This window comes from Halobacillus halophilus, from assembly GCF_020171985.1.
In the GTDB taxonomy this organism is placed as follows: Bacteria; Bacillota; Bacilli; order Bacillales; family Halobacillaceae; genus Halobacillus; species Halobacillus halophilus_A.
The window spans coordinates 1-23,239 of the sequence record NZ_JAIVAL010000018.1; the positions used below are offsets into that span (position 1 = coordinate 1).

Sequence of the window (23,239 nt, forward strand, 5' to 3'; positions counted from 1 at the left end):
TATGATGTGGTGGTGAAGGCGAAGAGGTCACACCTGTTCCCATGCCGAACACAGAAGTTAAGCTCTTCAGCGCCGATGGTAGTCGGGTCGATCCCCGTGAGAGTAGGACGCCGCCACGTCAATAGTTAACCTTAGAATTTATTCTAAGGTTTTTTTGTATCTTTTTTTAGGATAGAAGTATATAAATGATAGATTCGGAGATACTAGAAATAGAAATCAATATAGTACCTGGTTAAAAGATTAGAAGGAAGAGGGAGGGAATTTATATGAGTCGTAAAGAGTGCTGTAGCATATGTTCGAAGGAAACGGGAGACGGCATTTATTTATTAAGCGTTTATATCTGTGCTTCATGTGAGAAAGAAATGATAGAGACATCTACCGATGATCCTAAATACCAGTTCTTCGTCAATCAGATGTCTAAAGCCCATCGGTCCATGATCCTTTCTTAAAAAAAGCTTAGCAGCTATGAGAGAATCACTTCATTTAGGATGAGGTGATTTTTTTATGGTCGAATTGCTCCTCGCCCGGGTTTTCTGTACGATAGGATGAGAGATTAAAAAAGTAGGTGAATACGAGTGCACGATCAAAATCAAACGCCGCTTTACGATGCGTTAATTCATCATGTGAAGCAGGATCCTATTACCTTTCACGTTCCAGGCCATAAGTTTGGAAAGGTATGGCCGGACAAAGGTCACGATAGTTTCCATTCTATTTTATCCATAGATGCCACTGAAATTGAAGGACTTGATGATTTACATTCTCCTGAGGGAGTCATTGCTGAGGCGCAGCATTTAACCAGCCGTTATTTCGGCAGTGATGCGTCCTTTTTCTTAGTAAATGGAAGTACAACAGGAAACGTAGCGATGATTCTTGCTATATGTAAACGTGGAGATACAATTATTGTGCAAAGAAACAGTCATCAGTCAGTATTACATGGAATCGAACTGGCAGGGGCTTATCCAGTTTTTATTTCCCCTGAATTTGAAGTGGAAACGGGGCGGTATAGTAAGCTTTCGGCCGAATCGGTTCAACAGGCTATTACCAGGTACCCTGAAGCGAAGGCTGTGTTCTTAACCTATCCGGATTATTTTGGACGTACATATGATTTAAATCGAGTAGTGGAAACGATTCATGCGCATGATCTTCCAGTGCTGGTCGATGAGGCGCACGGAGTCCACTTTCAGCTGGGAGATCCTTTTCCCACCTCCGCTTTACGCTCTGGGGCCGATGCGGTTGTTCAATCTGCCCACAAAATGGCTCCAGCAATGACAATGAGCTCGTATCTACATTGCCAGAAAGACCGCATTCCCGTTTTAAGATTAAAGCACTATTTAAAGCTTCTGCAATCGAGCAGTCCATCCTATCCATTGATGGCAAGTCTTGATCTAGCCAGATATTTTTTAGCACAGCGAACGGAAAACGAATTACAATCTACTCTGGCTTTTATTCATGAAGTAAGAGAGATTTTTAAGAAAGCAACGAGCCAGTGGGAGGTAAAGCCGCTTTCTGTCTATGATGATCCTCTTAAGATGACGTTAGAAGCCAGGGAGTTTACCGGTTTTGATATAGCTCAAGTATTGGAGGACCTTAACATTTATCCTGAACTTGCTACTTCCGATCAAGTATTAATAACGTTCGGGTTAAGTCCTCACTTGGATGCGGAAGTCTTAAAACAGCGCCTGGAGGATGTAGATTCGCAATTAAAAAACAAAGAAAAGCGTGCTACAATAAAAATAGAACAACCATCGTTTCCTAAAATTCAAACCTTAGATATAAGCTACTCTGATTTAGAAGACAGTCTATCAGAATGGGCTGACTGGTCTAAAGCTGTAGGTTACGTATCAGCTGAAGATGTCATTCCATATCCTCCGGGAATCCCTTTACTTATGAAAGGGGAGCGTATATCTAACCATCATAGAAAACAAGTCCAGTCGCTTCTGGATCAAGGAGCCCGTTTTCAAAATGATAGAATAGGAGAAGGAGTACGAGTGGTTAAAGGAGAATTGTCGTGAAGGGATTATTTGTAACATTTGAAGGCGGAGAAGGAGCAGGAAAGTCTTCCATGCTGCATGCCATTGGAAAAGAATTGAGTGAAGAAGGTTATCAGGTACTTGAAACAAGGGAACCAGGCGGAATTGAAATCGCTGAAAAAATCAGGCATGTAATTTTGGATACTTCTCACACAGCCATGGACGCTCGTACAGAGGCGCTTCTATACGCAGCAGCACGAAGACAGCATTTAGTAGAAAAGGTAGTGCCAGCGCTGCAGGAAGGGAAAATTGTGTTATGCGACCGCTTCATTGATTCCAGCTTAGCCTATCAAGGGTATGCGAGGGGGCTTGGAATGGATGAAGTGTACAAAGTAAACGATTTTGCCATTGAACATTGCATGCCTGAACTTACGCTTCTTTTTGATATAGAACCGAGTGAAGGACTAAGCCGAATTGCAGCCAATAAAGGAAGAGAGCAGAATCGTTTAGATCTTGAGGAAATAGATTTTCATCAAAAGGTTTACGATGCTTACCATCAATTGGCCGGCAAGTATCCAAACCGTATTAAAGTAATCAATGCCGGGCAGCCTTTTGATAAGGTAAAAAGCGCAGCTTATCAAGTTCTTCGCACCCATCTTCCCGAAGTTAAATAATGAATTTTGTTATAATGATATAAAATACCCAACAGGAGGGTTCGATCCAATGAAAATGATCATTGCGGTTGTCCAGGACAAAGATAGTAATCGTTTGACCGATGCCTTAGCAGAGAACGATTTTAAAACCACTAAATTATCTACGACAGGTGGTTTCCTGAGAGAAGGAAATACCACATTTATGATTGGCTGTGAGGACGGAGAAGTGGACGATGCTCTCGAAATCATAAGAAATAACTGCAGTCAGCGTGAACAAATGGTTGCGCCTATTTCTCCAATGGGTGGCAATGCCGATTCCTATATACCAAAGCCTGTAAAAGTAGAGGTCGGTGGCGCTACGGTCTTTATTTTACCTATCGATTCTTTTTTCCAGTTTTAACATAAAGGAGCCGCCTTACATGAAAATCACCCATGATATGAGAACTCAAATGGAGTCTGCCCAAAAGCAAGCTTCCCAGCAATCGCAAGGCAGACCACAATTTGATCAACTTGTTCAATCCCAAACCAGGCAGCTTCAAGAAGTTCAGTTGAACCAGCTTATTAAAAGTATAAATGCTCAAGGAGAGCGCGTAGCGAGGTTTCGTTCCTTTCGGGACCTGGCTAAATACAAGAGACTAATCAAGGATTTCGTTAAGGAATCCGTCAATTATGGAATGAACTTAAAACATTCCCACAGCTGGAATCAGTATGGACAAACAAGCAAACTAACTCTCGTAGAGTCAGTAGATGAGAAATTAGACGAGCTTACGGAAGCTGTGATGGATGAGGAGAAGAAGACTATCGACTTACTGGGACTTATTGGAGAGATTAAAGGTCTGCTCATTAATTTATATACGTAAGGACGGACGAACAATATGCAGACATGGACAGAAATGAAAGAAATTCAACCTTTAGCTGCTCAGATGCTAATGAACAGCTTCCATAAGAACCGTATTTCGCATGCCTATTTATTTCAAGGAAATCGCGGAACCGGGAAAAGGGAAATGAGCATTCTTTTTGCTAAAAGTATCTTCTGTAAATTTCGTGAAGGGGCTGTTCCCTGTCAGTCATGCCGGGATTGTAACAGAGTAGATTCAGGAAATCATCCTGATCTTCATTGGATTGAACCAGATGGTCAATCCATTAAAAAAGAGCAAATCCTTCATCTTCAGAAAGAATTCACTTATACCGGTTTGGAATCTAATCGCAAAGTTTATATCATCGTGGATGCCGATCGGATGACAACCAATGCTTCCAACCGTCTATTGAAGTTTCTGGAAGAACCGAGCCAGCAGACTACGGCCATGCTGCTAACTGAAAGTGGCCAGACCATGCTGGACACGATACGATCACGCTGTCAGCTTCTCGCTTTTCAGCCTCTCAACCCAGAACGAGTGCAGAGTAAACTTATAGAAGAAGGCGTGTCGCAATCAAACGCAAAAATATTAGCTTCTTTAACCAATAATTTAACAGAAGCTATGGAGATTAATGACGATGATTGGTTTGCTAATGTGCGAAAATTAGTGATACAATTAATTGAAGTGCTTCAAAATAAACCAAATGAAGGACTTCTATTTATCAACCATCAGTGGATGCCTCACTTTAAAGAGAGACAACAGCTACAGCGCGGTCTTGATGTCTTAATGCTCTGGTTCCAGGATGTAATTAACTATTATTTGGACCGGGAAAATTCCATCGTCTTTACAACGGAACGGGAGAAATTAGAGCAGGCGGCCATGAGGTGGTCGAGGCAGTCAGCAGCGCAGTGTTTGTCCTATATCCTTGAGGCGAAGCGAAAGATAAATCAAAATGTCCATCCTAATTTAGTGATGGAACAACTTACCCTTCAACTACAGAGGTGATGATCCGGATGATCGAAGTTGTAGGTGTCCGATTTAAACAGGCGGGAAAAATTTATTATTTTGACCCTGGACAGTTAAAAATGACCACAGAGGATTATGTGATTGTCGAAACCGTGCGCGGTATTGAATTCGGAAAAGTTGTCATTGCTAATAAATCCGTAGATGAAGAAGACGTAGTCTTACCACTTAAGAAAGTCATTCGTATTGCGGATGATAAGGATAAGGTGACGGTGGATGAAAACAACGACAACGCTGCAGAGGCTTATCGCGTCTGCGAAGCGAAAATCCGTGAACATAAATTGGACATGAATCTTGTTGACGTAGAATATACGTTTGATCGTAATAAAGTAATTTTTTATTTTACAGCGGACGGCCGAGTTGATTTCCGAACACTGGTTAAAGACTTAGCTTCCGTATTTAAAACCCGGATAGAGCTGCGCCAGATTGGAGTCCGGGATGAAGCCAAAATGCTTGGTGGTATCGGTCCATGCGGACGCATGCTGTGCTGTTCAACATTTCTGGGTGATTTTGAACCAGTATCCATAAAAATGGCGAAAGACCAGAATCTCTCGTTAAATCCGGCGAAAATTTCAGGATTGTGCGGGAGGCTCATGTGCTGCCTTAAGTATGAAAATGACGACTATGAAGCTGCTAAGAAGGAGCTTCCCGATCTAGGCGAGAACATTTCTACTTCCTTCGGGAAAGGGAAAGTCGTCGGATTAAATATGCTTGAGCGCATGGTCCAAATCGAATTTAGAGAAAAAGAACGTGTTCTTGAGTACTCCTTGCAGGAATTAATTGATGAAGGAGTCGTCCAAACCGAAGCCGCAGAATAAGAGGGTGGAGTCAAGCGTGAATAAAAAAGCTATATTCGAACATGTATCCCATTTAGAATCTCAAATAGGAGAGCTTTATGAACAGCTCGGTGATCTGAAAAAACAGCTCGCTTATCTACTAGAAGAAAACCAGCATTTATCGCTTGAAAATCATCACTTGCGGCAGCGTTTAGACAAAGAACATGAAGCAGAAAAGCAAAAAGCTTCTTCAGGCACAAAGCAGGAACGCGGTCCTGCTGTAGGCGAAGGTTACGATAACCTGGCCAGGCTTTATGAAGAGGGGTTTCACATTTGTAATTTACACTTTGGAAGCCCGAGAGATGAAGACTGCTTATTTTGTCTCTCCTTTTTAAATAAGAAAAAGTAATCCCAGGTCCAAGCCTTTCCTTGCTCTTCCAAGGAAAGGCTCTCTTTATATTAAGACATGTTTAATCTAGTTGTTGATTTCATAAGAAGCTCACCGTTCCCCCATAGGAAAGTGTTCAAATGTAGCATCACCCCGTAAGACACGACCAGCATAAGCCGAGCATCAAAAGGGCGGTGGTCTTTCCGTCCGTTGATGAATGGCTTATGTCTCGAGTGTCTGGGTGATAGAACAAGACGAGTCATTTCCCCACCAGCCCTTTCCTCAATCAAACGTATTGGACTTAGTTATCTCGAAATCAAGTCTTCAACAAAAAGGAGCTTTTCTTTAACAATCAACACGGATAATTAACTGAGCTTTATATTAAATAAGAAATGTCCATGATAAGCTTATTAGGAACATCTATGATATAAGAAGATCTGATTAATTTTCATATGTTAGAAAGGAAACAAGCATGATGGTACAACTTTATGATGATGAACGAATTGACTTTTTATTGGCAAAACAAAATATGAGAATCATTCAAAGTCCGACGGTATTTGCTTTTTCCCTCGATGCGGTGTTGCTGGCTGATTTTACATATGTACCTAAAACAAAAGGGAAGATTCTCGACCTTTGTACAGGGAATGGCGTCATTCCTTTATTTCTATCCACCCGTTCTGAAGTACCCATAACCGGTGTGGAAATTCAGGAAAGATTATATGACATGGCATGCCGGAATATCGAGTTAAATAAGCTCCACACACAGCTCGACATGATTCATGGGGATTTAAAAGATATGCCCGCTCGATATGGCAATCGAAAATTTGACCTGGTTACCTGTAACCCTCCTTATTTTCCTACTCCTCAAATGGATGAGCAAAATATAAACGAACATTTGGCAATTGCCCGTCATGAGATTTATTGCACGCTTGAAGAGGTTATCGAAGCTTGCAGCCGGTTGGCTAAATCCGGGGGTAAAGTATCAATGGTTCATCGTCCGGAGCGAATGGTGGAGATTATAGAACTGTTTCGAAAACACCGTTTAGAGCCAAAACGGATGCGTCTCGTTTATCCAAAGGAAGGAAAAGAAGCAAATACTTTATTAATTGAAGGAACCAGAGATGGCAAGCCAGGACTTAAGATTCTGCCTCCTTTATATGCACTTACCTCCGAAGGTGAATACACTTCTGAATTGAAGGAGATTCTTTATGGAGAATAATCATATCGTGTATATTCTGCGCTGCCGTGATCAATCGCTTTATACAGGCTATACGAACAATCTGGAAGCGCGTTTAAAGAAGCATGAGGTTGGAAAAGGCGCCAAGTACACGCGCGGCCGTGGCCCCTTTAAACTTGAATATACAAAATCATTCGAAACTAAGCGAGAAGCTCTGCAGCAGGAATATCGAATAAAGCAGTTGTCTCGTGTGAAAAAAGAACAATGGATTGCTGAAACACTAGAAGGAGAGATCCAAGGTGAAAATACAGAAAAGCTATAAGAAAGATGGATCAGAGAGTGGAATTTTATATGTTGTTCCTACCCCAATAGGTAATTTAGAAGATATGACGTTTAGAGCTGTCTCAACTCTGAATGAGGTTTCTGGTATTGCGGCAGAGGACACAAGAAATACGAAAAAATTGATGAATCATTTTGATATTCAAACTCCATTAATCAGTTATCATGAACATAATAAACAAACACGAGGCCCTCAGCTGGTCGAACGCATGAGGAAGGGAGAACAGCTGGCCGTAGTGAGTGATGCTGGTATGCCGGGAATCTCCGATCCAGGATCAGATCTGGTTAAAGAGTGCATAGAAGGAGATATTCCTGTAATCGTGCTTCCGGGAGCAAATGCGGCTCTTCCTGCACTGGCTGGTTCTGGAATTTCTACTGAAAAATTTTATTTTTGTGGCTTTTTGCCACGTAAGAAAAAAGACCGAATAGAAGAATTGGAAAAGCTGCAATCTTTACAAGCGACTTTAATCTTTTATGAATCACCGCACCGCTTGAAAGAAATGCTTTCCCACACCCATGAACAATTGGGAAATCGAAAAGCGACGATCGCGAGGGAACTATCAAAAAGGTATGAAGAATTCGTAAGAGGAAACTTGGAAGAGCTCCTTGAATGGTCGGCTAAAGAGGAAATACGTGGAGAATTCTGCATCATTGTTGAAGGGGCCTCCTTTGAAGAGGAAGAAGAGGATCCATTCTGGTGGACGCATTTATCCGTTATTGAACATGTGGAACACTACATGGAAAAAGAGCAAATGAAGAGCAAGCAGGCGATTAAACAAACATCTATGGATCGAAAATTATCCAAACGAGAGGTCTATCAGGCTTATCATGTGCATGAATAAAGAAATCCCTTACTGCCAGGCCTGTGAACAGTAAGGGATTTTATATTACAACATATGTCCAGTTGTTTTATTCTCTTTATTAACCAATGTCGTCACTCTTTGTTTATTTATCTATTTAAGATTTTGCTGCAGTTCCTGCAAGAGAATTTGCGCGCCTTCTTTGCTTAACACAAGATTGCCATTTGCTAGTTTCATATTTTCATCAGAAACTTCCCCCGTAACATGGCAAGTCATGTTAGGCTTGTACTTTTTAAGGACGATGCGATCATCGTCAACATAAATTTCCAATGCGTCCTTCTCATTAATTCCTAATGTACGACGTAGTTCGATCGGAATTACCACACGACCTAACTCGTCAACTTTACGTACGATACCTGTAGATTTCATTTTTCTGTCTCCCCTCAATCAAAAGTTATTTCGTCATGTTTCGACATATGTCTCGCCATTATAGTACCAACCATTCCCAAACGTGTCAATTACTTATAACCGATGTTTATTTCCAACCTTACATACCGGTTAGGGTATTTTGGGTGGTGTCACTGAGTACCTGAGCAGGCCTGTGCGAGTAATTGAAACTTTCTACTCTACCAAAAATGGTTGAAATAACCATCTTTTGATTACACTTAATTTTACCAAAGTAATGACAGATGTGAAATGTATAATCTTAACTTTTTTTTGACAGTTATCCAATTCGTTCGGTATATTTTAATGTTAGGAATGGAAATAAAGTAGATAACTCGATAAAATGTTACAATAGCCATTATGAATGAATAGAAGCTTACACAGCTTGGAATATCAGAGGAGGGAAAATAATGCCTGAGGAAAAGAAGACCTTTTACATTACCACTCCGATTTATTACCCTAGCGGTAATCTGCATATCGGACATGCTTACACGACTGTAGCCGGTGATGCTATGGCAAGATATAAACGATTGCAAGGATACGAAGTCATGTATTTAACTGGTACTGATGAGCATGGACAGAAAATTCAGCGTAAAGCAGAGGAACAAGGGGTAGAGCCCCAGGCTTACGTGGATGATATTGTCAGCGGCATTAATGATTTATGGGATAAACTCGACATTTCTTACGATGATTTTATTCGTACCACCCAAGATCGTCATAAAGAAGTCGTTACGAAAATTTTTGATTACTTAATGAAAAAAGGCGATATCTATTTAGATGAATATGAAGGCTGGTATTGTACTTCATGTGAATCCTTTTTCACAGAACGCCAGCTTGATGAGGGTCACTGCCCTGATTGCGGCGGTCCAGTTGAAAAGGTTAAAGAAGAATCCTACTTCTTTAAAATGAGTAATTACGTAGATCAACTACTGGAATTCTATGAAAACAACCCTTCATTCATACAGCCAGAAAGCCGAAAAAATGAAATGATCAATAACTTCATTAAGCCTGGTCTTGAAGATCTTGCTGTTTCCCGGACGACTTTTGACTGGGGAGTAGAGGTTCCAGGTAACGCAAAACACGTTATTTATGTATGGATTGATGCGTTAAGTAACTATATTTCGGCTTTAGGATTCGATACAGAAGACGATGAGCGCTATCAAAAATTCTGGCCAGCTGATGTTCAGCTTGTAGGAAAAGAAATTGTTCGATTCCATACGATTTACTGGCCTATTATGCTTATGGCGCTTGATCTTCCGCTCCCGAAAAAAGTCTTTGCCCACGGCTGGATTTTAATGAAAGACGGAAAAATGTCTAAATCTAAAGGGAATGTGGTAGACCCTGTACAGCTAAGCGAACGATATGGTCTTGATGCACTACGTTACTACCTGCTTCGTGAAGTTCCATTTGGATCTGACGGTGTCTTCACTCCGGAAGCATTCGTAGAACGAACCAACTATGACCTGGCCAATGACCTTGGGAATTTACTCAATCGAACGGTGGCTATGGTTAGTAAATACTTTGATGGTCAAATTCCTGAACTTATTCTTGGAGAAGACGAATATGATCAGAGTCTGGAAAAGCTTGCGCTTGAAACCCGCCATAATGTAGAGAATGCGCTTGAGAACATGGAGTTCTCAGTAGCTCTGGCTGACTTATGGAAGTTTATCAGTCGTACGAATAAATATATTGATGAGACGCAGCCGTGGATCCTGGCTAAAGATGAAAGCAAGAAAGATCGCCTAGGTAACGTTATGGCTCATCTCACAGAGTCCCTGCGTCAGATTGCGGTTATGCTTCAGCCGTTCTTAACTCGTACACCTGAGCGTATTTTCACACAGCTTGGTGTAAAAGAAGAAGCACAGAAAACGTGGCAGAGTCTTAGCGAATTTGGCGCGATTGAAGCGGGCACGGCCGTTCAAAAAGAAGACCCGATTTTCCCACGCCTGGATGCGGAAGAAGAGACACAAATTATTAAAGATATGATGAAAAAGCCTGCTGCTCCTAAGGAAGAAGAGCAGAAAGAGAAGCCGGAAACAGATGAAGTCACAATCGATGATTTCATGAAGCTGGATTTCCGCGTGGCTGAAGTCGTTAAGGCAGAGCCAGTGAAAAAAACGGATAAATTATTAAAGATTCAGCTGGATCTTGGTTATGAAAAACGCCAGGTCATTTCCGGTATCGCTGAACATTATACTCCGGAACAACTCGTTGGGAAAAAAGTAATTTGCATCACGAATTTGAAACCTGTGAAGCTTCGCGGCGAACTATCTCAAGGAATGATCCTAGCCGGTGAAGATGATCAGGGAACACTGTCCTTAGCTTCTGTTGATCAAACGTTAAGCAATGGCACTAAAGTGAAATAACTGAAGGGATGACAGAAAGGGAGAGCCAGACTAAGCTTTCCCTTTTTGTTATCAAATGAAGAAGAAAGGGGATTTCTATGCTTTTTGATACACATGTCCACTTAAATGCGGATCAATTCGAGGAAGATTTGGAAGCTACCATTCAACGCGCCAATGATGCAGGTGTAGAGTATATGACAGTCGTTGGCTTTGATCATAAAACGATCCCTAAAGCTATTGAAATTGCTGAAAGCCATGAGAAAATCTATGCGGCCGTCGGCTGGCACCCTGTTGATGCCGTTGACTTGTCAGACAAGGAGCTTGAGTGGATTGAAGAACTCTCCTCTCATCCTAAAGTTGTGGCAATCGGAGAAATGGGGCTGGATTACCATTGGGACAAGTCTCCGGAAGATGTTCAAAAAGAGGTCTTTCGAAAACAAATCCGTCTGGCTAAGAAAGTGAAGATGCCCATTATTATTCATAATCGTGAAGCGACTGATGATATCGTAGAAATATTAAAAGAAGAAGATGCTTCTGAAGTAGGAGGAATTATGCATTGCTATAGCGGCCCAGTGGAGACGGCCCGCGAATGTATAGACATGAACTTTATGATTTCTCTCGGAGGACCAGTCACTTTTAAAAATGCCAAGCTTCCGAAAGAAGTGGCTAAAGCGATAGACTTGAAGCACATGCTGGTAGAAACAGATTGCCCATTCCTTGCCCCTCATCCTAATCGAGGCAAGCGCAATGAGCCGGCATACGTAAAACTGGTGGCCGAACAAATAGCTGAGTTAAAAGAAATCACCTTTGAAGAGGTAAGTGAAGTGACGACCTCGAACGCCCTTCAATTTTTTGGTATTAAATCATAATACAGGGTCAATTGTTACAGAAACACCTCTCATTTGTACTTGAACTGTAACATGACTGTTATGTTAATTATTCATGGGAAATTGCATAATAAAGAAGCTAGCTCTACCTAAGCTGGCTTCTTTTTTTATTTGCTCTGTAAAAATTACTTTTTTAAATACTACATATAAGCTCCATTCATAAAAACTCAAAATGAGGAAGAAGGATGAACATGAAGACGAACCCGTTCCAATCCGTGATCAGATATAAGGAAACATGGATACTTGTATTAACTATTATAAGTTTATGTTTTATATCAATGGTAACCTACGAAGCTACGAAAGCTTCTGTACAACTCACAGAAAACGGCAAGTCTGGAATCATTCGTACTCATTCTAATACGGTCGGTGATCTGCTGACTGAACTTGAAATAAAAGTTAAACCTAATGACGAACTTTCGCATAAACTCACAGAACCCGTATCATACGGGATGGACATTCAATACATAGCTTCTAAATCCTTGTCGATAGCTATTGATGAGCAACCGGCTAAGACTTACCATACTACGGCCGCAACAGTAGGAGAATTTTTTGTAAAAGAAGGGCTGAGTTTTCAAGAGCGAGATTTAATTTCGCATTCTAAACCAGCTTCTATTAAAAATGACATGCATATAACCGTAAGACAGGCTATTCCTGTCGTTATAGACGACGGTGGCGTTGAAAAAGAAGTATGGACTACAGCTTCCACTGTTGAAGAGGTTCTAAACGAGCAGAAAATAACCCTTTCCCCATTAGATGAATTAAAGCCTGCCCTTAATGAAACGTTAACAGCAGATTTACCCGTACATGTGACACGGGTTGAAAAAGTGACAGATTATAAAGATAAGAAGATCGATTATTCTGTAGAAACCCGGAAAGACGATTCGCTTCCGAAGGGGGAAAAACGTACGTTACGTTATGGAGAAGACGGACTAATCACCCAAAAATTTGAGGTAACTCTTAAAAACGGTGAGGTAGCTGCTCGTGAATTGTTGGAAGAGACGGTGGAAAAAGAAAGCCGTAATCAAGTGGTTGCTATTGGAACAAAAACAGAAAAAGTGACTAAAGTTTCGGAGACTGATAACGCTGACCTTTCTCGCCGAACAGCCAGTCAATCCGCCCCTAAGTCAACCATTCAAACAGAAAATTCAAAAAAACCTTCGAATCGCTCAACATATGAAGAAGTAACGGCAGCCTCCAGGGACAGTCAAAGTAATAAAGAAGAGACTCTTTATATGCATGCTACGGCATACACTGCCCAATGCACTGGCTGTTCAGGAGTAACCGCTACTGGTATAAATCTAAACGGCAATCCAGATAAAAAAGTGGTAGCCGTAGATCCGGATGTGATTCCTTTGGGAAGCCGTGTCTGGGTAGAAGGCTACGGATATGCTGTAGCAGGAGATACGGGTGGTGCGATTAATGGTAAACGTATAGATCTTTTCGTTCCAGATAAGGAACAAGCACTAAGCTTCGGCCGGCAGCAAGTTAAGGTCAAAGTTCTGGACTAAGCAGAGGTATCTTTCCTCTGCTTTTTTTCCGTTATACACTCGTGGTATGCTATGAAAAGATTAATTGAGGTGAATAAACAGGAGGAAAAAAAGTTGAAAATAAAAGAAGTCATTGTAGTGGAGGGAAAAGATGATACGGCAAGAATTCGTGAAGCCGTGGAGGCCGACACCATTGAAACGAATGGATCTGCTATTGACGAAGAGGTGTTAGAGCAGATCAGCCATGCTCAGGCTAAACGAGGGGTTATCATCTTTACGGATCCTGATTTTCCCGGAGAGCGGATTCGACACATCGTAGATCAATACGTTCCTGGCTGCAAGCATGCTTTTTTACCTAAGCACTTGGCGCGTGCCAAACGTGATAAAGGGGTCGGAATTGAACATGCCACTGTAGATGATATTCAAGAAGCATTGAGCTCTGTGTATGAACTAATGGAACTCTCCGAAGGTTATATCACCAAAGAGGATTTAATTGATTATGGCCTGATTGGAGGGCCTTCTGCCAGAAAACGAAGGGAAAAGTTAGGGATTGAACTTCATATAGGCAAAACCAATGGTAAACAATTGCTGCGCCGATTAAATATGTTTCAAATCACTCTAGAGCAATTAGAAGAGGCAATGCAGCGTATTATAGAGGAGGAAAGCAATGAATAATAAAGCAGTCGCCACGCCCACGCGGACAAAGGAAATATTAGAAACGTATGGATTTTCTTTTAAGAAAAGTCTGGGCCAAAATTTCTTAATAGATGTAAATATATTGAAGAATATTATCGAGCATGCAGGGATTGATCATTCTGTAGGTGCCATTGAAATAGGCCCAGGGATTGGAGCTCTGACTGAACAACTGGCTATTCATGCCGACCGGGTGGCTGCTTTTGAAATTGACCAGCGTCTGCTCCCCATTCTTGAAGATACGCTGAGTGCTTACGATAATGTACACATTATCAATCAGGACATATTAGAAGCTGATGTGACAAGCGTTATTAAGAATACCTTTCATGAAGGACAGGAAATCCACGTCGTAGCGAATCTTCCCTATTACATTACGACTCCAATATTAATGAAACTGCTGATGGATCAGCTTCCGATTGACAGTATCACGGTGATGATCCAAAAAGAAGTAGCCGACCGTATGGCTGCTGAACCAAATACCAAAAGCTATGGTTCGCTTTCTATAGCGGTACAGTATTATACCGAAGCTCATGTATCCATGAACGTACCTAAGACCGTGTTTATGCCGCAGCCTAATGTAGATTCTTCTGTACTTCACCTTAAAATGCGCGACCAGCCTCCTGTTGAAGTGAAAGATGAGAATTTCTTTTTTGAGATCGCCAGAGCAACATTTGGCCAGCGTCGCAAAACTTTAATGAATAACTTAGCCCGGCATTTTAAAGGTAAAATGGATAAAGAAGAAATTCGACAGCGTCTGCAGAGCGCTGATATTGATCCTGGACGCCGTGGAGAATCATTAACGATGGAAGAGTTTGCTCGATTAGCAAATGTTTTTTATGCAGAATCCATCTAAATGACACAGGGCAGCCAAACTCACATACACTAATGTAGTGCTCTTTGTGAGGTGGGTGAACCATGATAACAAAAGGAGATCTTGTTACAAGAAAGTCGTATCAGCATGACATCATTTTCCGTGTGAAAAATTGTGATAAACCACTTGTTAAACTCATGGGAGAACATATCCGCTTAGAAGCGGATGCGCCCCTTGAGGATTTAGAAAAAGTGAGTGGAGACGAATACCACAGAAGAAAAGTAGAAGTAGATGAGCAGGAAGCTTTTTCTTACAGACTCTTTAAACAGGATTATCGGCTTCTAAAAGAGAAACGGGATTCCCAGGCTGAGAGTGGTTATGCAACAGGGAAGGATGCTAAATACTTTCAAATTCCTCCCCGTGTACTTCATATAGATGGAGACCCTCTTTTCCTGAAGAAATGTATTGCTCTTTATGAAGAGCTGGGAATACAGGTTCATGGTCAATATATGCATGAAAAAGAAATGCCGGAGCAGGTAATGGGGCTTATAGAGAAAGTCCAGCCGGAAATTGTGGTGCTTACAGGCCATGATGCTTATTCAAAGACTAAAGGTTCTGTAAGGGAGCTTGAAGCATATCGCCACTCGCGTTTTTTCGTGGAGGCGGTTAGGAATATAAGGCAGAAGTATCCGAATTTTGACCAGATGGTTATCTTTGCGGGAGCCTGTCAATCGCATTTTGAATCTTTAATCAGAGCGGGAGCTAATTTTGCCAGTTCACCTTCAAGGGTTAATATACATGCCATTGATCCCGTATATGTCGCCGCACGAGTAGCTTACACTTCTTTTATGGATCATATTAATATTTGGGAAGTCATACGTAATACAATTAGTGGAGAAAAGGGGCTCGGTGGAGTGGAGACCCGCGGCCTTTTGAGAATCGGTATTCCTTATTCCGAACATTCGGAAGATCCCTCCTAATGACATCAATTAGTTATATTTGAACGGAAACACTCATATACTCAAATTAACGTGTGTTTGGTCCACACATGTAGAAGACCTGCCTAAAGAAGAGAAAAAGCAAGGTCTTTTTCATTTTTTGAAGAAAGTCACATATTTTTCCTGTTATTGGATAACCTAGCAGAGAACATCTATAAAATTTTTATGTTGACATGGATTTTGACATATTGGTATAATTTATAGTTTTATTTGACTTTGTCCAATCTGTGTGGTACTATAAATAACAGTGAGGTGGAGTGTAGTGGCTAAAACGTTAGTAGAAATCAAACAATCCCTGGAAGGGCAAATTGGCAGACGTCTAACCCTGAAAGCAAATGGGGGACGTCGTAAAACGATTGAACGCTCAGGAATTCTGGCTGAAACATACCCAGCCGTTTTTATTGTTGAACTGGACCAGGAAGAAAATGCTTTTGAACGTGTATCCTATAGCTATGCCGATGTTCTTACCGAGACTGTAGAACTGAATTTCGATGATTTACAGACCTTGGCTCTTGAGCAGTAAACTCCACGTTTGCTGCTTTTTATTTTTTATAAAATGGGAACAGCTGTGAAATCATCCAATTATTTCTCGGATAGCTTCCTGACAAAATCATATACTAACCTTGTCGTAGCTTTAGTGGTTGCGAAAGGAGCTGAAGACGATGGGGCGCAGAAGAAGTATGATGTCCGATTCGTTTAAAGAAGAGATCGCGAAAGAACTTGGGTTTTACGACAAGGTTCAAAAAGATGGCTGGGGCGGTATTACGACACGCGAGGCCGGCAATATGGTGAAACGGGCGATAGAGAAAGCACAAGAACAGATGATAAGAGAACAGCAAAAATAGATCATAGCTCCTTAAAGCCTCTAGAGGCTTTAAGGAGCTTTTTTACATCTGGCCATATTCAACAATAGGGCCGGTTACTTGAAGACTCAGTTTCGAGATATCTTAGGTCCGTTGCTGATATAGAGAGGGGCTGGCTACGGAAACAACTCGCTTTCCTGCGGGGGAACTGGCAAGCCTCCTCAGTCGTTATCACTCCCTGTGGGGTCTCGCCTAGCTCCTTCTCCCGCGGGAGTCTCGTCGTTTCCTCCGCCATCCTATGATGAAAGGGTGAACGGACCCTTCTATAAGCGGTAGGGAGATGCTTGATCCGCCTCAAATGCTTCTATAGCAGTGATTATCTACACGTATACGCTAATTGTTATACGTTTATCTGAGTCATAAGGCTGGACGTTTCAAACATGATTTCGAACTCCCTATTTCGCAAGGTCCGGAGGGGGACGATGAAGACTTCTGCGGGATGAACATGATCGGTGAGATCCCGCAGGGCTGTTAAAGCCCGAGGAAGCTCAGCACATGCCCGCGAAAAGCGAAATCGTCCCCCGCAGGACCTTCCCTCTCTTCAAATATCTCGAAACTGAGTCTTCAAGTTATGGGAGCTTTTCTTTAAAATCAACGCAGAGATTACCAAAGTCTTGTAGATATGCAAATTTCAGGTCCTCTGCCTAACGCCTTAAAATATGGTACAATGCTCTAAGATAATCTGTTAGGATGAGGTGCTTGAATGCAAATTTTTGAGAAAGCTCCCGCTAAAATCAATTTGTCTTTAGACGTCTTACATAAACGTGAAGATGGGTTCCATGAAGTCGAGATGGTGATGACCACTGTGGACCTTGCTGACCGGATTGAGTTGAATACGTTAAAGGACGGTTCCATACGTGTAGAGTCGGAAAGTCGTTTCGTCCCAAACGATGAACGTAACCTTGCGTATCGGGCAGCTAAACTAATGAAAGATCACTATTCAGTTAAGCAGGGCGTGCGTATTTTTATTGAGAAGAATATTCCGGTGGCTGCTGGTCTCGCAGGAGGGAGCAGTGATGCAGCAGCAGTACTTCGTGGAGTAAATCGTTTGTGGGGCTTAAATAAAAGTCTGGACGAACTGGCCGTTTTAGGAGCTGAAATTGGCTCTGATGTTTCTTTCTGTCTTTACGGTGGCACCGCACATGCGACCGGGAGAGGGGAAAAGGTTACGCCTCTTCCAGCTCCTCCCCCTTGCTGGGTAGTGTTAGCTAAGCCTCCTCTCGGTGTTTCTACCCAGACGGTCTATCAGAATCTAAACCTTGCTGATGCTCATCATCCCAACACCAATGCGATGATTGAAGCGTTAATGAATTATGATTTTGATGCCATTTGTGCACAGGTTGGAAATACACTCGAAGGAGTAACCCTCAATCTTCATAGAGAAGTAGGACAGATTAAAGAGCAGATGCGACAGGCTGGAGCGGATGCGGTGTTGATGAGCGGAAGCGGTCCAACCGTCTTTTCTTTAGTCGATACGGATGCAAGAGCTCAAAGGATTTACAACAGCTTAAAAGGTTTCTGTACAGAAGTATATGTCGTTCGTATGCTTGGATATCAAGAAAGAACTTGATAAAACCCGTACAAATCTGATATATTTATTATTAATATTCGGATTTCGGGGTGTATTGCCAATGAAAAGAAGTGAACGGTTGGTTGCAATGACTCATTTTATTCTTGATCGGCCGCGCGAATTGATCTCGCTGCCATTTTTCTCAGAGAAGTACGATGCAGCTAAATCCTCAATTAGTGAGGATTTAGGCATTATAAATAAAATGTTTCAACATGAAGGTATTGGTTACTTAGAGTCTGTTTCTGGAGCTTCAGGAGGAGTTAAATATATTCCGGCATTTTCTAAAGAGTACAGCGAGGAGTTCGTTCACAAGCTTTGCAGACGATTAGAAGATCCGGAGCGGCTTTTACCTGGGGGTTATTTATTTATGAGCGACATCCTAGGGGATCCTGAAGCAACAAGAAGCATCGGCCGGTTGTTTGCTTCTGCATTCAGAGACAGAGATATTGATGCTATTATTACGGTCGCGACAAAAGGCATTCCGCTTGCCTATGCCGTTGCATCGTATTTGAATGTCCCGGTCGTGATTGCTAGAAGAGATCCTAAAGTTACCGAAGGATCTACTCTTAGCATTAATTATGTGTCCGGTTCAACGCGGAAGATTCAGACCATGGTTTTAACAAAACGATCTTTAAAAGAAGGCTCTAAAGTTTGTATCATAGATGATTTCATGAAAGCTGGAGGAACAATCAGCGGAATGAAGAATCTTCTCAATGAATTCAATGCTGAGGTAGTCGGTATCGGCGTTTTAGCCGAAGCAGAAGATGAGGATGAAGAACGAGTGGTGGATGATTACATTTCACTTGTTCAAATCTTGAATGCAGATGACCGCAAAGGCTCCATTGAAGTTATTCCCGGAAATCTTCTTAATTATTTATAGTCTCAAGAAAGTCCTGACTTGTTCGGGACTTTCTTTTTTTGATTTGAGATTTTCATAAGGCTTATTACGCAATAGGGCCGGATTGTGGAAGACTCAGTTTCGATATATTGGGTGGAGAAGGGGCTCCAGGGAACGGCTCGCTTTCCGTGGGGAGGATCGACTAAAGTCGCCACGTCCTGTGGCAACGTCGATCGACCCTACGTCGTGTAGGGCCATAGGAAAGTGTTAAATGTGGCATCACCCCGAAAGACACGACCAGCATAAGCCGAGCATCAAAAGGGCGGTGGTCTTTCCGTCCGTTGATGAATGGCTTATGTCTCGAGTGTCTGGGTGATAGAACAAGACGAGTTATTTCCCAACCAGCCCTTCTCCCAAATATCGTAACGGACCCCAAATATCTCGAAACTGAGTCTTCAAGTAATGGGAGCTTTACCTTAAAATCAACACGGAAGTTTAACAGAGCCGTTGATTTAAAAGAAAAATTAAGGAAAAGGAAATTTTTTTATAAAAGTTGCAGGAATTTTTACCGTTTTGTGGAATTTAGATACATAAGTTCTTTTGTAAAAAAGGTGGTGAATGATAATGGAAGTAACTGACGTAAGACTGCGACGCGTGAATACTGATGGAAGAATGCGAGCAATTGCTTCTATTACCTTAGATCAGGAGTTTGTTGTCCATGACATACGGGTGATTGATGGTAACAATGGATTGTTTGTAGCGATGCCTAGTAAACGTACTCCTGATGGAGAGTTCAGGGACATTGCACACCCTATTAATTCTGGCACACGTGGAAAAATTCAAGATGCTGTGCTGGAAGCTTATGAACGTGCTGGCGACGAGGAACAATCAGAAGTGGAATATGAAGAAGCTGGAGCTTCTTAATACTTACGAAGATCAAAGGAGTCTGACCTTATTTTAGGTTAGACTCCTTTTTGATGGGGAAAAACTCTTTTTATAGAGCTCCTTTTACAAAAGGACGGATTGTTGAAATCAAGAGGATTTTAAGATATTATTCATAATGGATAAATAGGATGGAGGTACGTTCATGACTAACCGATATGCTGTCGTGCTGGCAGCAGGCCAAGGCACTCGCATGAAATCAAAACTATATAAGGTTTTGCATCCTGTGTGCGGTAAGCCTATGGTGCAGCACGTCGTTGATCAACTAAATACACTGGAACTTAACGAACTAATTACGGTCGTTGGATTTGGAGCTGAAAAAGTTCAGCATCAACTGGGTGAAGACAGTCACTATGTCGTTCAGGAAGAACAGCTCGGGACAGGCCATGCGGTTCTACAGGCAGAGGATATTCTGGCTGATAAAGAAGGCACTACCGTCGTTGTGTGCGGAGACACCCCTTTATTAACAGCCGAAACTTTGCAAAAGCTTCTGGATCATCATGATGAACAAAATGCTCAAGCCACTATACTTACAGCCCATGCAGATGATCCATCAGGTTACGGCCGCGTAATCAGGGGCGGCAATGCGCAAGTAGAGCGAATCGTGGAGCAGAAAGACGCTTCTGAAGAAGAAAAAGCGATCCAGGAAATCAATACAGGTACTTACTGCTTTGATAACCAGAAACTTTTTGAAGCTTTGCAGAATGTTGCAAATGATAATGCGCAAGGTGAATATTATCTGCCAGACGTAATTGAGATCCTTAAGAACGAATCCGATACAATCAGTGCTTATCAAACCCCTGATTTTTCTGAATCACTAGGAGTAAATGATCGAGTGGCACTATCTAAAGCAGAAAAGTTAATGAAACAGCGTATTAATGAGCACCATATGAGAAATGGTGTTACGATCGTTGATCCTGACCAGACTTATATCGGTCCGGACGTACAAATTAGCAGTGATGTTGTTATAGAGCCTGGCTGTGTTATTGAAGGGAACACGATCATCGAAGAGGATGCGGTGATAGGTCCTCATTCAACGATAACGAATTGTTCTGTCGGAAAAGGCACCGTAGTGAAACAAAGTGTGGCAGCTGACAGTCAAATTGGTGAACGTGTGCAGGTAGGACCCTATGCTCACATCCGTCCGGCTTCTTCGCTTGGTGATGACGTGAAAGTAGGTAACTTTGTTGAAGTTAAAAAAGCTTCATTCGGAAGCGGAAGTAAAGTTTCCCACCTCAGTTACATCGGGGATGCAGAAGTTGGAGATGGAGTGAATATCGGTTGTGGTACAATAACTGTGAATTATGATGGACATAATAAACACTTAACCACAATTCAGGATGATGCCTTCATAGGCTGCAACTCTAATTTAGTAGCACCTGTAACTGTCGGAAAAGGCGCTTATGTAGCAGCGGGTTCTACGATCAATGAGGATGTACCTGCTGAAGCTTTATCTATCGCTAGAGCGAGACAGACCAATAAAGAAGGTTACGCTGCAAAAATGAAATCGAATAAAAAAGAGTAACGGAGGGTTCATTCCATGGCAACTGGATATAAGGATTCAAAACTGAAAGTATTCTCACTGAACTCCAATCCTGAATTGGCAAAGGAAATTGCTGAAAATATCGGGGTGGAATTAGGTAAGTGTACGGTAACAAGCTTTAGCGATGGAGAAATTCAAATTAACATCGAAGAAAGTATCCGTGGCTGCGACGTTTACATCGTTCAATCTACATGCGAACCTGTGAACCAGCACATCATGGAACTTCTGATTATGATTGATGCCTTGAAGCGTGCTTCAGCCAGAACGATTAACATCGTCATGCCTTATTATGGTTATGCACGTCAGGATCGTAAAGCCCGTGCACGTGAACCAATTACGGCTAAGCTGGTAGCGGATCTTCTGGAAACAGCCGGAGCTTCCCGCGTCCTTATGCTGGACCTTCATGCTCCTCAAATTCAAGGGTTCTTTAACCTTCCTATTGACCATTTAGTAGGCGTTCCGATTTTATCGGATTATTTTGAAGAGAAGAACTTTGAAGATGTGGTTATCGTTTCACCAGATCACGGTGGTGTAACGCGTGCTCGTAAAATGGCCGATCGCCTGAAAGCGCCAATCGCCATTATTGATAAACGACGCCCTCGGCCGAATGTTTCTGAAGTTATGAATATCGTTGGGAATATTGAAGGTAAAACGGCCATTATCATTGATGACATTATTGATACGGCAGGAACAATTACACTCGCCGCGAATGCATTAGTTGAGAATGGGGCCACAGAAGTGTACGCATGCTGTACTCACCCTGTACTGTCCGGTCCTGCAATTGATCGCATTGACAGCTCTAAGATTAAAGAGCTGGTCGTTACGAATACCATTCCACTTGGTGAAGATAAAGCAAGCGAAAAAATCACTGAACTATCCGTTGCCGGTTTAATCAGTGAAGCGATCATTCGAGTTCATGAACGCCAATCCATCAGTATCTTGTTTGATTAAGAAGTTTATGAGAAAATAGGTTTAACGTTTGAGCGAAACGGGAAAAAGACCAGATGACTGGTATATAATTGGAGGTTGAGTAATTTGTCTATTTCATTAAAAGCATCTCAAAGAAACGAATTAAAACAATCAGTGACACGTGAATTGCGACAGGAAGGTAACGTACCAAGCGTAGTTTACGGGAAAGATAAAGAGCCAATCACTGTTTCTGTTAACAGCATCGAATTGCTTAAAACAGTACGTGATGAAGGTAAGAACGCTATCATTTCACTTGATATAGAAGGTAAAGACAGTGTAGATGTTATGCTGCACGAATACCAGATTGACCCTCTAAAAGATGAGTTAATCCATGCGGACTTCTATATCGTGGACATGAGCCAGGAAATGGACGTTGAAGTACCTGTACACCTTGAAGGGGAAGCAGCGGGAAGTAAAGAAGGCGGCGTTCTGCAGCAGCCACTTTACGATCTGGCCGTTCGTGCGAAACCGGCTAACATTCCTGACGAAATTCTAATCGATGTTTCTGAATTGAACATCGGGGACAGCATTCTGGTAAGTGATATTACATCTGCCCGTGGATATGAAATCACAGAAGATCCAGATACAACGATTGTTGCAGTTACTCCTCCGGAAGAAGTACCGGAAGAGCCTGAAATCGCTGATGAAGATGCTGAGCCGGAAGTCATCAATGAGAAAAGTGATGATGAGGATCAGGATGAAGAAAAGGAAGATAAAGAATAATAATCCTGAGTTGAAAAAAGGGCGTGGCCAAAAGGCCCGCCTTTTTTCTATGTTAAAGCGCCATTATTAAGGGCTGTTTTTCAGGCTCGATATAAACTGACATTATTTTTAATCAACCTTTGTTATACTAAGGAGAGCACGAC

General features: G+C 42.0%; 26 protein-coding genes and 1 rRNA gene. 26 read left to right on the plus strand and 1 reads right to left on the minus strand.

What is annotated here, in order from left to right:
- Positions 1-5 precede the first annotated feature (5 nt).
- The 12 genes from rrf to rsmI all read left to right on the plus strand — a co-directional run bounded on the left by rrf (position 6) and on the right by rsmI (position 8,025).
- Positions 6-119 (plus strand): 5S ribosomal RNA (rrf, locus tag LCM11_RS19840).
- A gap of 147 nt (positions 120-266) precedes the next feature.
- On the plus strand, positions 267-449 hold the full coding sequence (locus LCM11_RS19845) for a sigma factor G inhibitor Gin (protein ID WP_224895959.1): 183 nt from the start codon (positions 267-269) through the stop codon (positions 447-449).
- 126 nt (positions 450-575) lie between these two features.
- The gene (locus LCM11_RS20540; RefSeq protein WP_224895960.1) at positions 576-2,012 is read left to right on the plus strand and encodes an aminotransferase class I/II-fold pyridoxal phosphate-dependent enzyme; all 1,437 of its coding nucleotides are present in this window, start codon (positions 576-578) and stop codon (positions 2,010-2,012) included.
- Positions 2,009-2,644: a dTMP kinase gene (gene tmk / locus LCM11_RS19855; RefSeq protein ID WP_224895961.1), complete on the plus strand. Its 636-nt coding sequence runs from the start codon at positions 2,009-2,011 to the stop codon at positions 2,642-2,644. The genes LCM11_RS20540 and tmk overlap by 4 nt, the downstream gene beginning before the upstream one ends.
- A gap of 49 nt (positions 2,645-2,693) precedes the next feature.
- Positions 2,694-3,023 (plus strand): cyclic-di-AMP receptor, encoded by a 330-nt coding sequence (locus LCM11_RS19860; RefSeq protein WP_014641339.1) that lies wholly within the window; start codon positions 2,694-2,696, stop codon positions 3,021-3,023.
- A gap of 19 nt (positions 3,024-3,042) precedes the next feature.
- Positions 3,043-3,483: a YaaR family protein gene (locus LCM11_RS19865; protein WP_224895962.1), complete on the plus strand. Its 441-nt coding sequence runs from the start codon at positions 3,043-3,045 to the stop codon at positions 3,481-3,483.
- 15 nt (positions 3,484-3,498) lie between these two features.
- Positions 3,499-4,485: a DNA polymerase III subunit delta' gene (gene holB / locus LCM11_RS19870; RefSeq protein WP_224895963.1), complete on the plus strand. Its 987-nt coding sequence runs from the start codon at positions 3,499-3,501 to the stop codon at positions 4,483-4,485.
- A gap of 8 nt (positions 4,486-4,493) precedes the next feature.
- Positions 4,494-5,321: a stage 0 sporulation family protein gene (locus LCM11_RS19875; protein WP_224895964.1), complete on the plus strand. Its 828-nt coding sequence runs from the start codon at positions 4,494-4,496 to the stop codon at positions 5,319-5,321.
- Between the two features lie 16 nt (positions 5,322-5,337).
- Positions 5,338-5,688 (plus strand): DNA replication initiation control protein YabA, encoded by a 351-nt coding sequence (gene yabA / locus LCM11_RS19880; RefSeq protein ID WP_041601128.1) that lies wholly within the window; start codon positions 5,338-5,340, stop codon positions 5,686-5,688.
- 454 nt (positions 5,689-6,142) lie between these two features.
- Positions 6,143-6,886: a tRNA1(Val) (adenine(37)-N6)-methyltransferase gene (locus LCM11_RS19885; RefSeq protein WP_224895965.1), complete on the plus strand. Its 744-nt coding sequence runs from the start codon at positions 6,143-6,145 to the stop codon at positions 6,884-6,886.
- Entirely contained in the window at positions 6,876-7,166 is a 291-nt protein-coding gene (locus LCM11_RS19890; protein ID WP_224895966.1) for a GIY-YIG nuclease family protein, read from the plus strand. The genes LCM11_RS19885 and LCM11_RS19890 overlap by 11 nt, the downstream gene beginning before the upstream one ends.
- The gene (rsmI, locus tag LCM11_RS19895; protein WP_224895967.1) at positions 7,144-8,025 is read left to right on the plus strand and encodes a 16S rRNA (cytidine(1402)-2'-O)-methyltransferase; all 882 of its coding nucleotides are present in this window, start codon (positions 7,144-7,146) and stop codon (positions 8,023-8,025) included. The genes LCM11_RS19890 and rsmI overlap by 23 nt, the downstream gene beginning before the upstream one ends.
- A gap of 111 nt (positions 8,026-8,136) precedes the next feature.
- On the opposite strand, the gene LCM11_RS19900 is transcribed toward rsmI, so the two are convergent.
- On the minus strand, positions 8,137-8,412 hold the full coding sequence (locus LCM11_RS19900) for an AbrB/MazE/SpoVT family DNA-binding domain-containing protein (protein ID WP_014641347.1): 276 nt from the start codon (positions 8,410-8,412) through the stop codon (positions 8,137-8,139).
- Between the two features lie 425 nt (positions 8,413-8,837).
- Between LCM11_RS19900 and metG the strand changes: the two genes are divergently transcribed.
- The 14 genes from metG to LCM11_RS19970 all read left to right on the plus strand — a co-directional run bounded on the left by metG (position 8,838) and on the right by LCM11_RS19970 (position 23,096).
- Entirely contained in the window at positions 8,838-10,793 is a 1,956-nt protein-coding gene (gene metG / locus LCM11_RS19905) for a methionine--tRNA ligase (RefSeq protein WP_224895968.1), read from the plus strand.
- Between the two features lie 77 nt (positions 10,794-10,870).
- Positions 10,871-11,641, plus strand: a complete 771-nt coding sequence (locus tag LCM11_RS19910; protein ID WP_224895969.1) for a TatD family hydrolase — start codon at positions 10,871-10,873, stop codon at positions 11,639-11,641.
- Between the two features lie 209 nt (positions 11,642-11,850).
- Positions 11,851-13,167 (plus strand): G5 and 3D domain-containing protein, encoded by a 1,317-nt coding sequence (locus tag LCM11_RS19915; RefSeq protein ID WP_224895970.1) that lies wholly within the window; start codon positions 11,851-11,853, stop codon positions 13,165-13,167.
- Positions 13,168-13,260: 93 nt separating this feature from the next.
- Complete coding sequence (gene rnmV / locus LCM11_RS19920) at positions 13,261-13,821, plus strand: ribonuclease M5 (RefSeq protein WP_224895971.1); 561 nt, start codon at positions 13,261-13,263, stop codon at positions 13,819-13,821.
- Entirely contained in the window at positions 13,814-14,692 is an 879-nt protein-coding gene (rsmA, locus tag LCM11_RS19925; protein ID WP_224895972.1) for a 16S rRNA (adenine(1518)-N(6)/adenine(1519)-N(6))-dimethyltransferase RsmA, read from the plus strand. Before rnmV ends, rsmA begins: the two co-directional genes overlap by 8 nt.
- Positions 14,693-14,754: 62 nt before the next feature.
- Entirely contained in the window at positions 14,755-15,630 is an 876-nt protein-coding gene (gene yabG / locus LCM11_RS19930) for a sporulation peptidase YabG (protein ID WP_224895973.1), read from the plus strand.
- A 280-nt stretch (positions 15,631-15,910) separates the two neighbouring features.
- Positions 15,911-16,171: a biofilm formation stimulator Veg gene (veg, locus tag LCM11_RS19935; RefSeq protein WP_014641354.1), complete on the plus strand. Its 261-nt coding sequence runs from the start codon at positions 15,911-15,913 to the stop codon at positions 16,169-16,171.
- Positions 16,172-16,310: 139 nt separating this feature from the next.
- Positions 16,311-16,493 (plus strand): small, acid-soluble spore protein, alpha/beta type, encoded by a 183-nt coding sequence (locus LCM11_RS19940; protein ID WP_224895974.1) that lies wholly within the window; start codon positions 16,311-16,313, stop codon positions 16,491-16,493.
- A 721-nt stretch (positions 16,494-17,214) separates the two neighbouring features.
- Positions 17,215-18,081, plus strand: coding sequence for a 4-(cytidine 5'-diphospho)-2-C-methyl-D-erythritol kinase (ispE, locus tag LCM11_RS19945; protein ID WP_224895975.1), 867 nt, complete (start codon positions 17,215-17,217; stop codon positions 18,079-18,081).
- A 61-nt stretch (positions 18,082-18,142) separates the two neighbouring features.
- Positions 18,143-18,961 (plus strand): pur operon repressor, encoded by an 819-nt coding sequence (gene purR, locus LCM11_RS19950; protein WP_224895976.1) that lies wholly within the window; start codon positions 18,143-18,145, stop codon positions 18,959-18,961.
- A gap of 582 nt (positions 18,962-19,543) precedes the next feature.
- Entirely contained in the window at positions 19,544-19,843 is a 300-nt protein-coding gene (gene spoVG, locus LCM11_RS19955) for a septation regulator SpoVG (RefSeq protein ID WP_041601130.1), read from the plus strand.
- Positions 19,844-20,006: 163 nt separating this feature from the next.
- Positions 20,007-21,386, plus strand: coding sequence for a bifunctional UDP-N-acetylglucosamine diphosphorylase/glucosamine-1-phosphate N-acetyltransferase GlmU (gene glmU, locus LCM11_RS19960; RefSeq protein ID WP_224895977.1), 1,380 nt, complete (start codon positions 20,007-20,009; stop codon positions 21,384-21,386).
- A gap of 15 nt (positions 21,387-21,401) precedes the next feature.
- Positions 21,402-22,355, plus strand: a complete 954-nt coding sequence (locus tag LCM11_RS19965; RefSeq protein WP_224895978.1) for a ribose-phosphate diphosphokinase — start codon at positions 21,402-21,404, stop codon at positions 22,353-22,355.
- Between the two features lie 84 nt (positions 22,356-22,439).
- Positions 22,440-23,096, plus strand: coding sequence for a 50S ribosomal protein L25/general stress protein Ctc (locus LCM11_RS19970; RefSeq protein ID WP_224895979.1), 657 nt, complete (start codon positions 22,440-22,442; stop codon positions 23,094-23,096).
- Positions 23,097-23,239 lie beyond the last annotated feature (143 nt).

Bases quoted from the DNA above. Each gene is read 5' to 3' on its own strand.
- LCM11_RS19845 (WP_224895959.1), top strand. From the start codon at position 267: ATGAGTCGTAAAGAGTGCTGTAGCATATGTTCGAAGGAAACGGGAGAC.
- LCM11_RS19860 (WP_014641339.1), top strand. From the start codon at position 2,694: ATGAAAATGATCATTGCGGTTGTCCAGGACAAAGATAGTAATCGTTTG.
- LCM11_RS19865 (WP_224895962.1), top strand. From the start codon at position 3,043: ATGAAAATCACCCATGATATGAGAACTCAAATGGAGTCTGCCCAAAAG.
- holB (WP_224895963.1), top strand. From the start codon at position 3,499: ATGCAGACATGGACAGAAATGAAAGAAATTCAACCTTTAGCTGCTCAG.
- LCM11_RS19875 (WP_224895964.1), top strand. From the start codon at position 4,494: ATGATCGAAGTTGTAGGTGTCCGATTTAAACAGGCGGGAAAAATTTAT.
- LCM11_RS19885 (WP_224895965.1), top strand. From the start codon at position 6,143: ATGGTACAACTTTATGATGATGAACGAATTGACTTTTTATTGGCAAAA.
- LCM11_RS19890 (WP_224895966.1), top strand. From the start codon at position 6,876: ATGGAGAATAATCATATCGTGTATATTCTGCGCTGCCGTGATCAATCG.
- LCM11_RS19900 (WP_014641347.1), bottom strand. From the start codon at position 8,412: ATGAAATCTACAGGTATCGTACGTAAAGTTGACGAGTTAGGTCGTGTG.
- metG (WP_224895968.1), top strand. From the start codon at position 8,838: ATGCCTGAGGAAAAGAAGACCTTTTACATTACCACTCCGATTTATTAC.
- LCM11_RS19910 (WP_224895969.1), top strand. From the start codon at position 10,871: ATGCTTTTTGATACACATGTCCACTTAAATGCGGATCAATTCGAGGAA.
- LCM11_RS19915 (WP_224895970.1), top strand. From the start codon at position 11,851: ATGAAGACGAACCCGTTCCAATCCGTGATCAGATATAAGGAAACATGG.
- rsmA (WP_224895972.1), top strand. From the start codon at position 13,814: ATGAATAATAAAGCAGTCGCCACGCCCACGCGGACAAAGGAAATATTA.
- yabG (WP_224895973.1), top strand. From the start codon at position 14,755: ATGATAACAAAAGGAGATCTTGTTACAAGAAAGTCGTATCAGCATGAC.
- LCM11_RS19940 (WP_224895974.1), top strand. From the start codon at position 16,311: ATGGGGCGCAGAAGAAGTATGATGTCCGATTCGTTTAAAGAAGAGATC.
- ispE (WP_224895975.1), top strand. From the start codon at position 17,215: ATGCAAATTTTTGAGAAAGCTCCCGCTAAAATCAATTTGTCTTTAGAC.
- purR (WP_224895976.1), top strand. From the start codon at position 18,143: ATGAAAAGAAGTGAACGGTTGGTTGCAATGACTCATTTTATTCTTGAT.
- spoVG (WP_041601130.1), top strand. From the start codon at position 19,544: ATGGAAGTAACTGACGTAAGACTGCGACGCGTGAATACTGATGGAAGA.
- glmU (WP_224895977.1), top strand. From the start codon at position 20,007: ATGACTAACCGATATGCTGTCGTGCTGGCAGCAGGCCAAGGCACTCGC.
- LCM11_RS19965 (WP_224895978.1), top strand. From the start codon at position 21,402: ATGGCAACTGGATATAAGGATTCAAAACTGAAAGTATTCTCACTGAAC.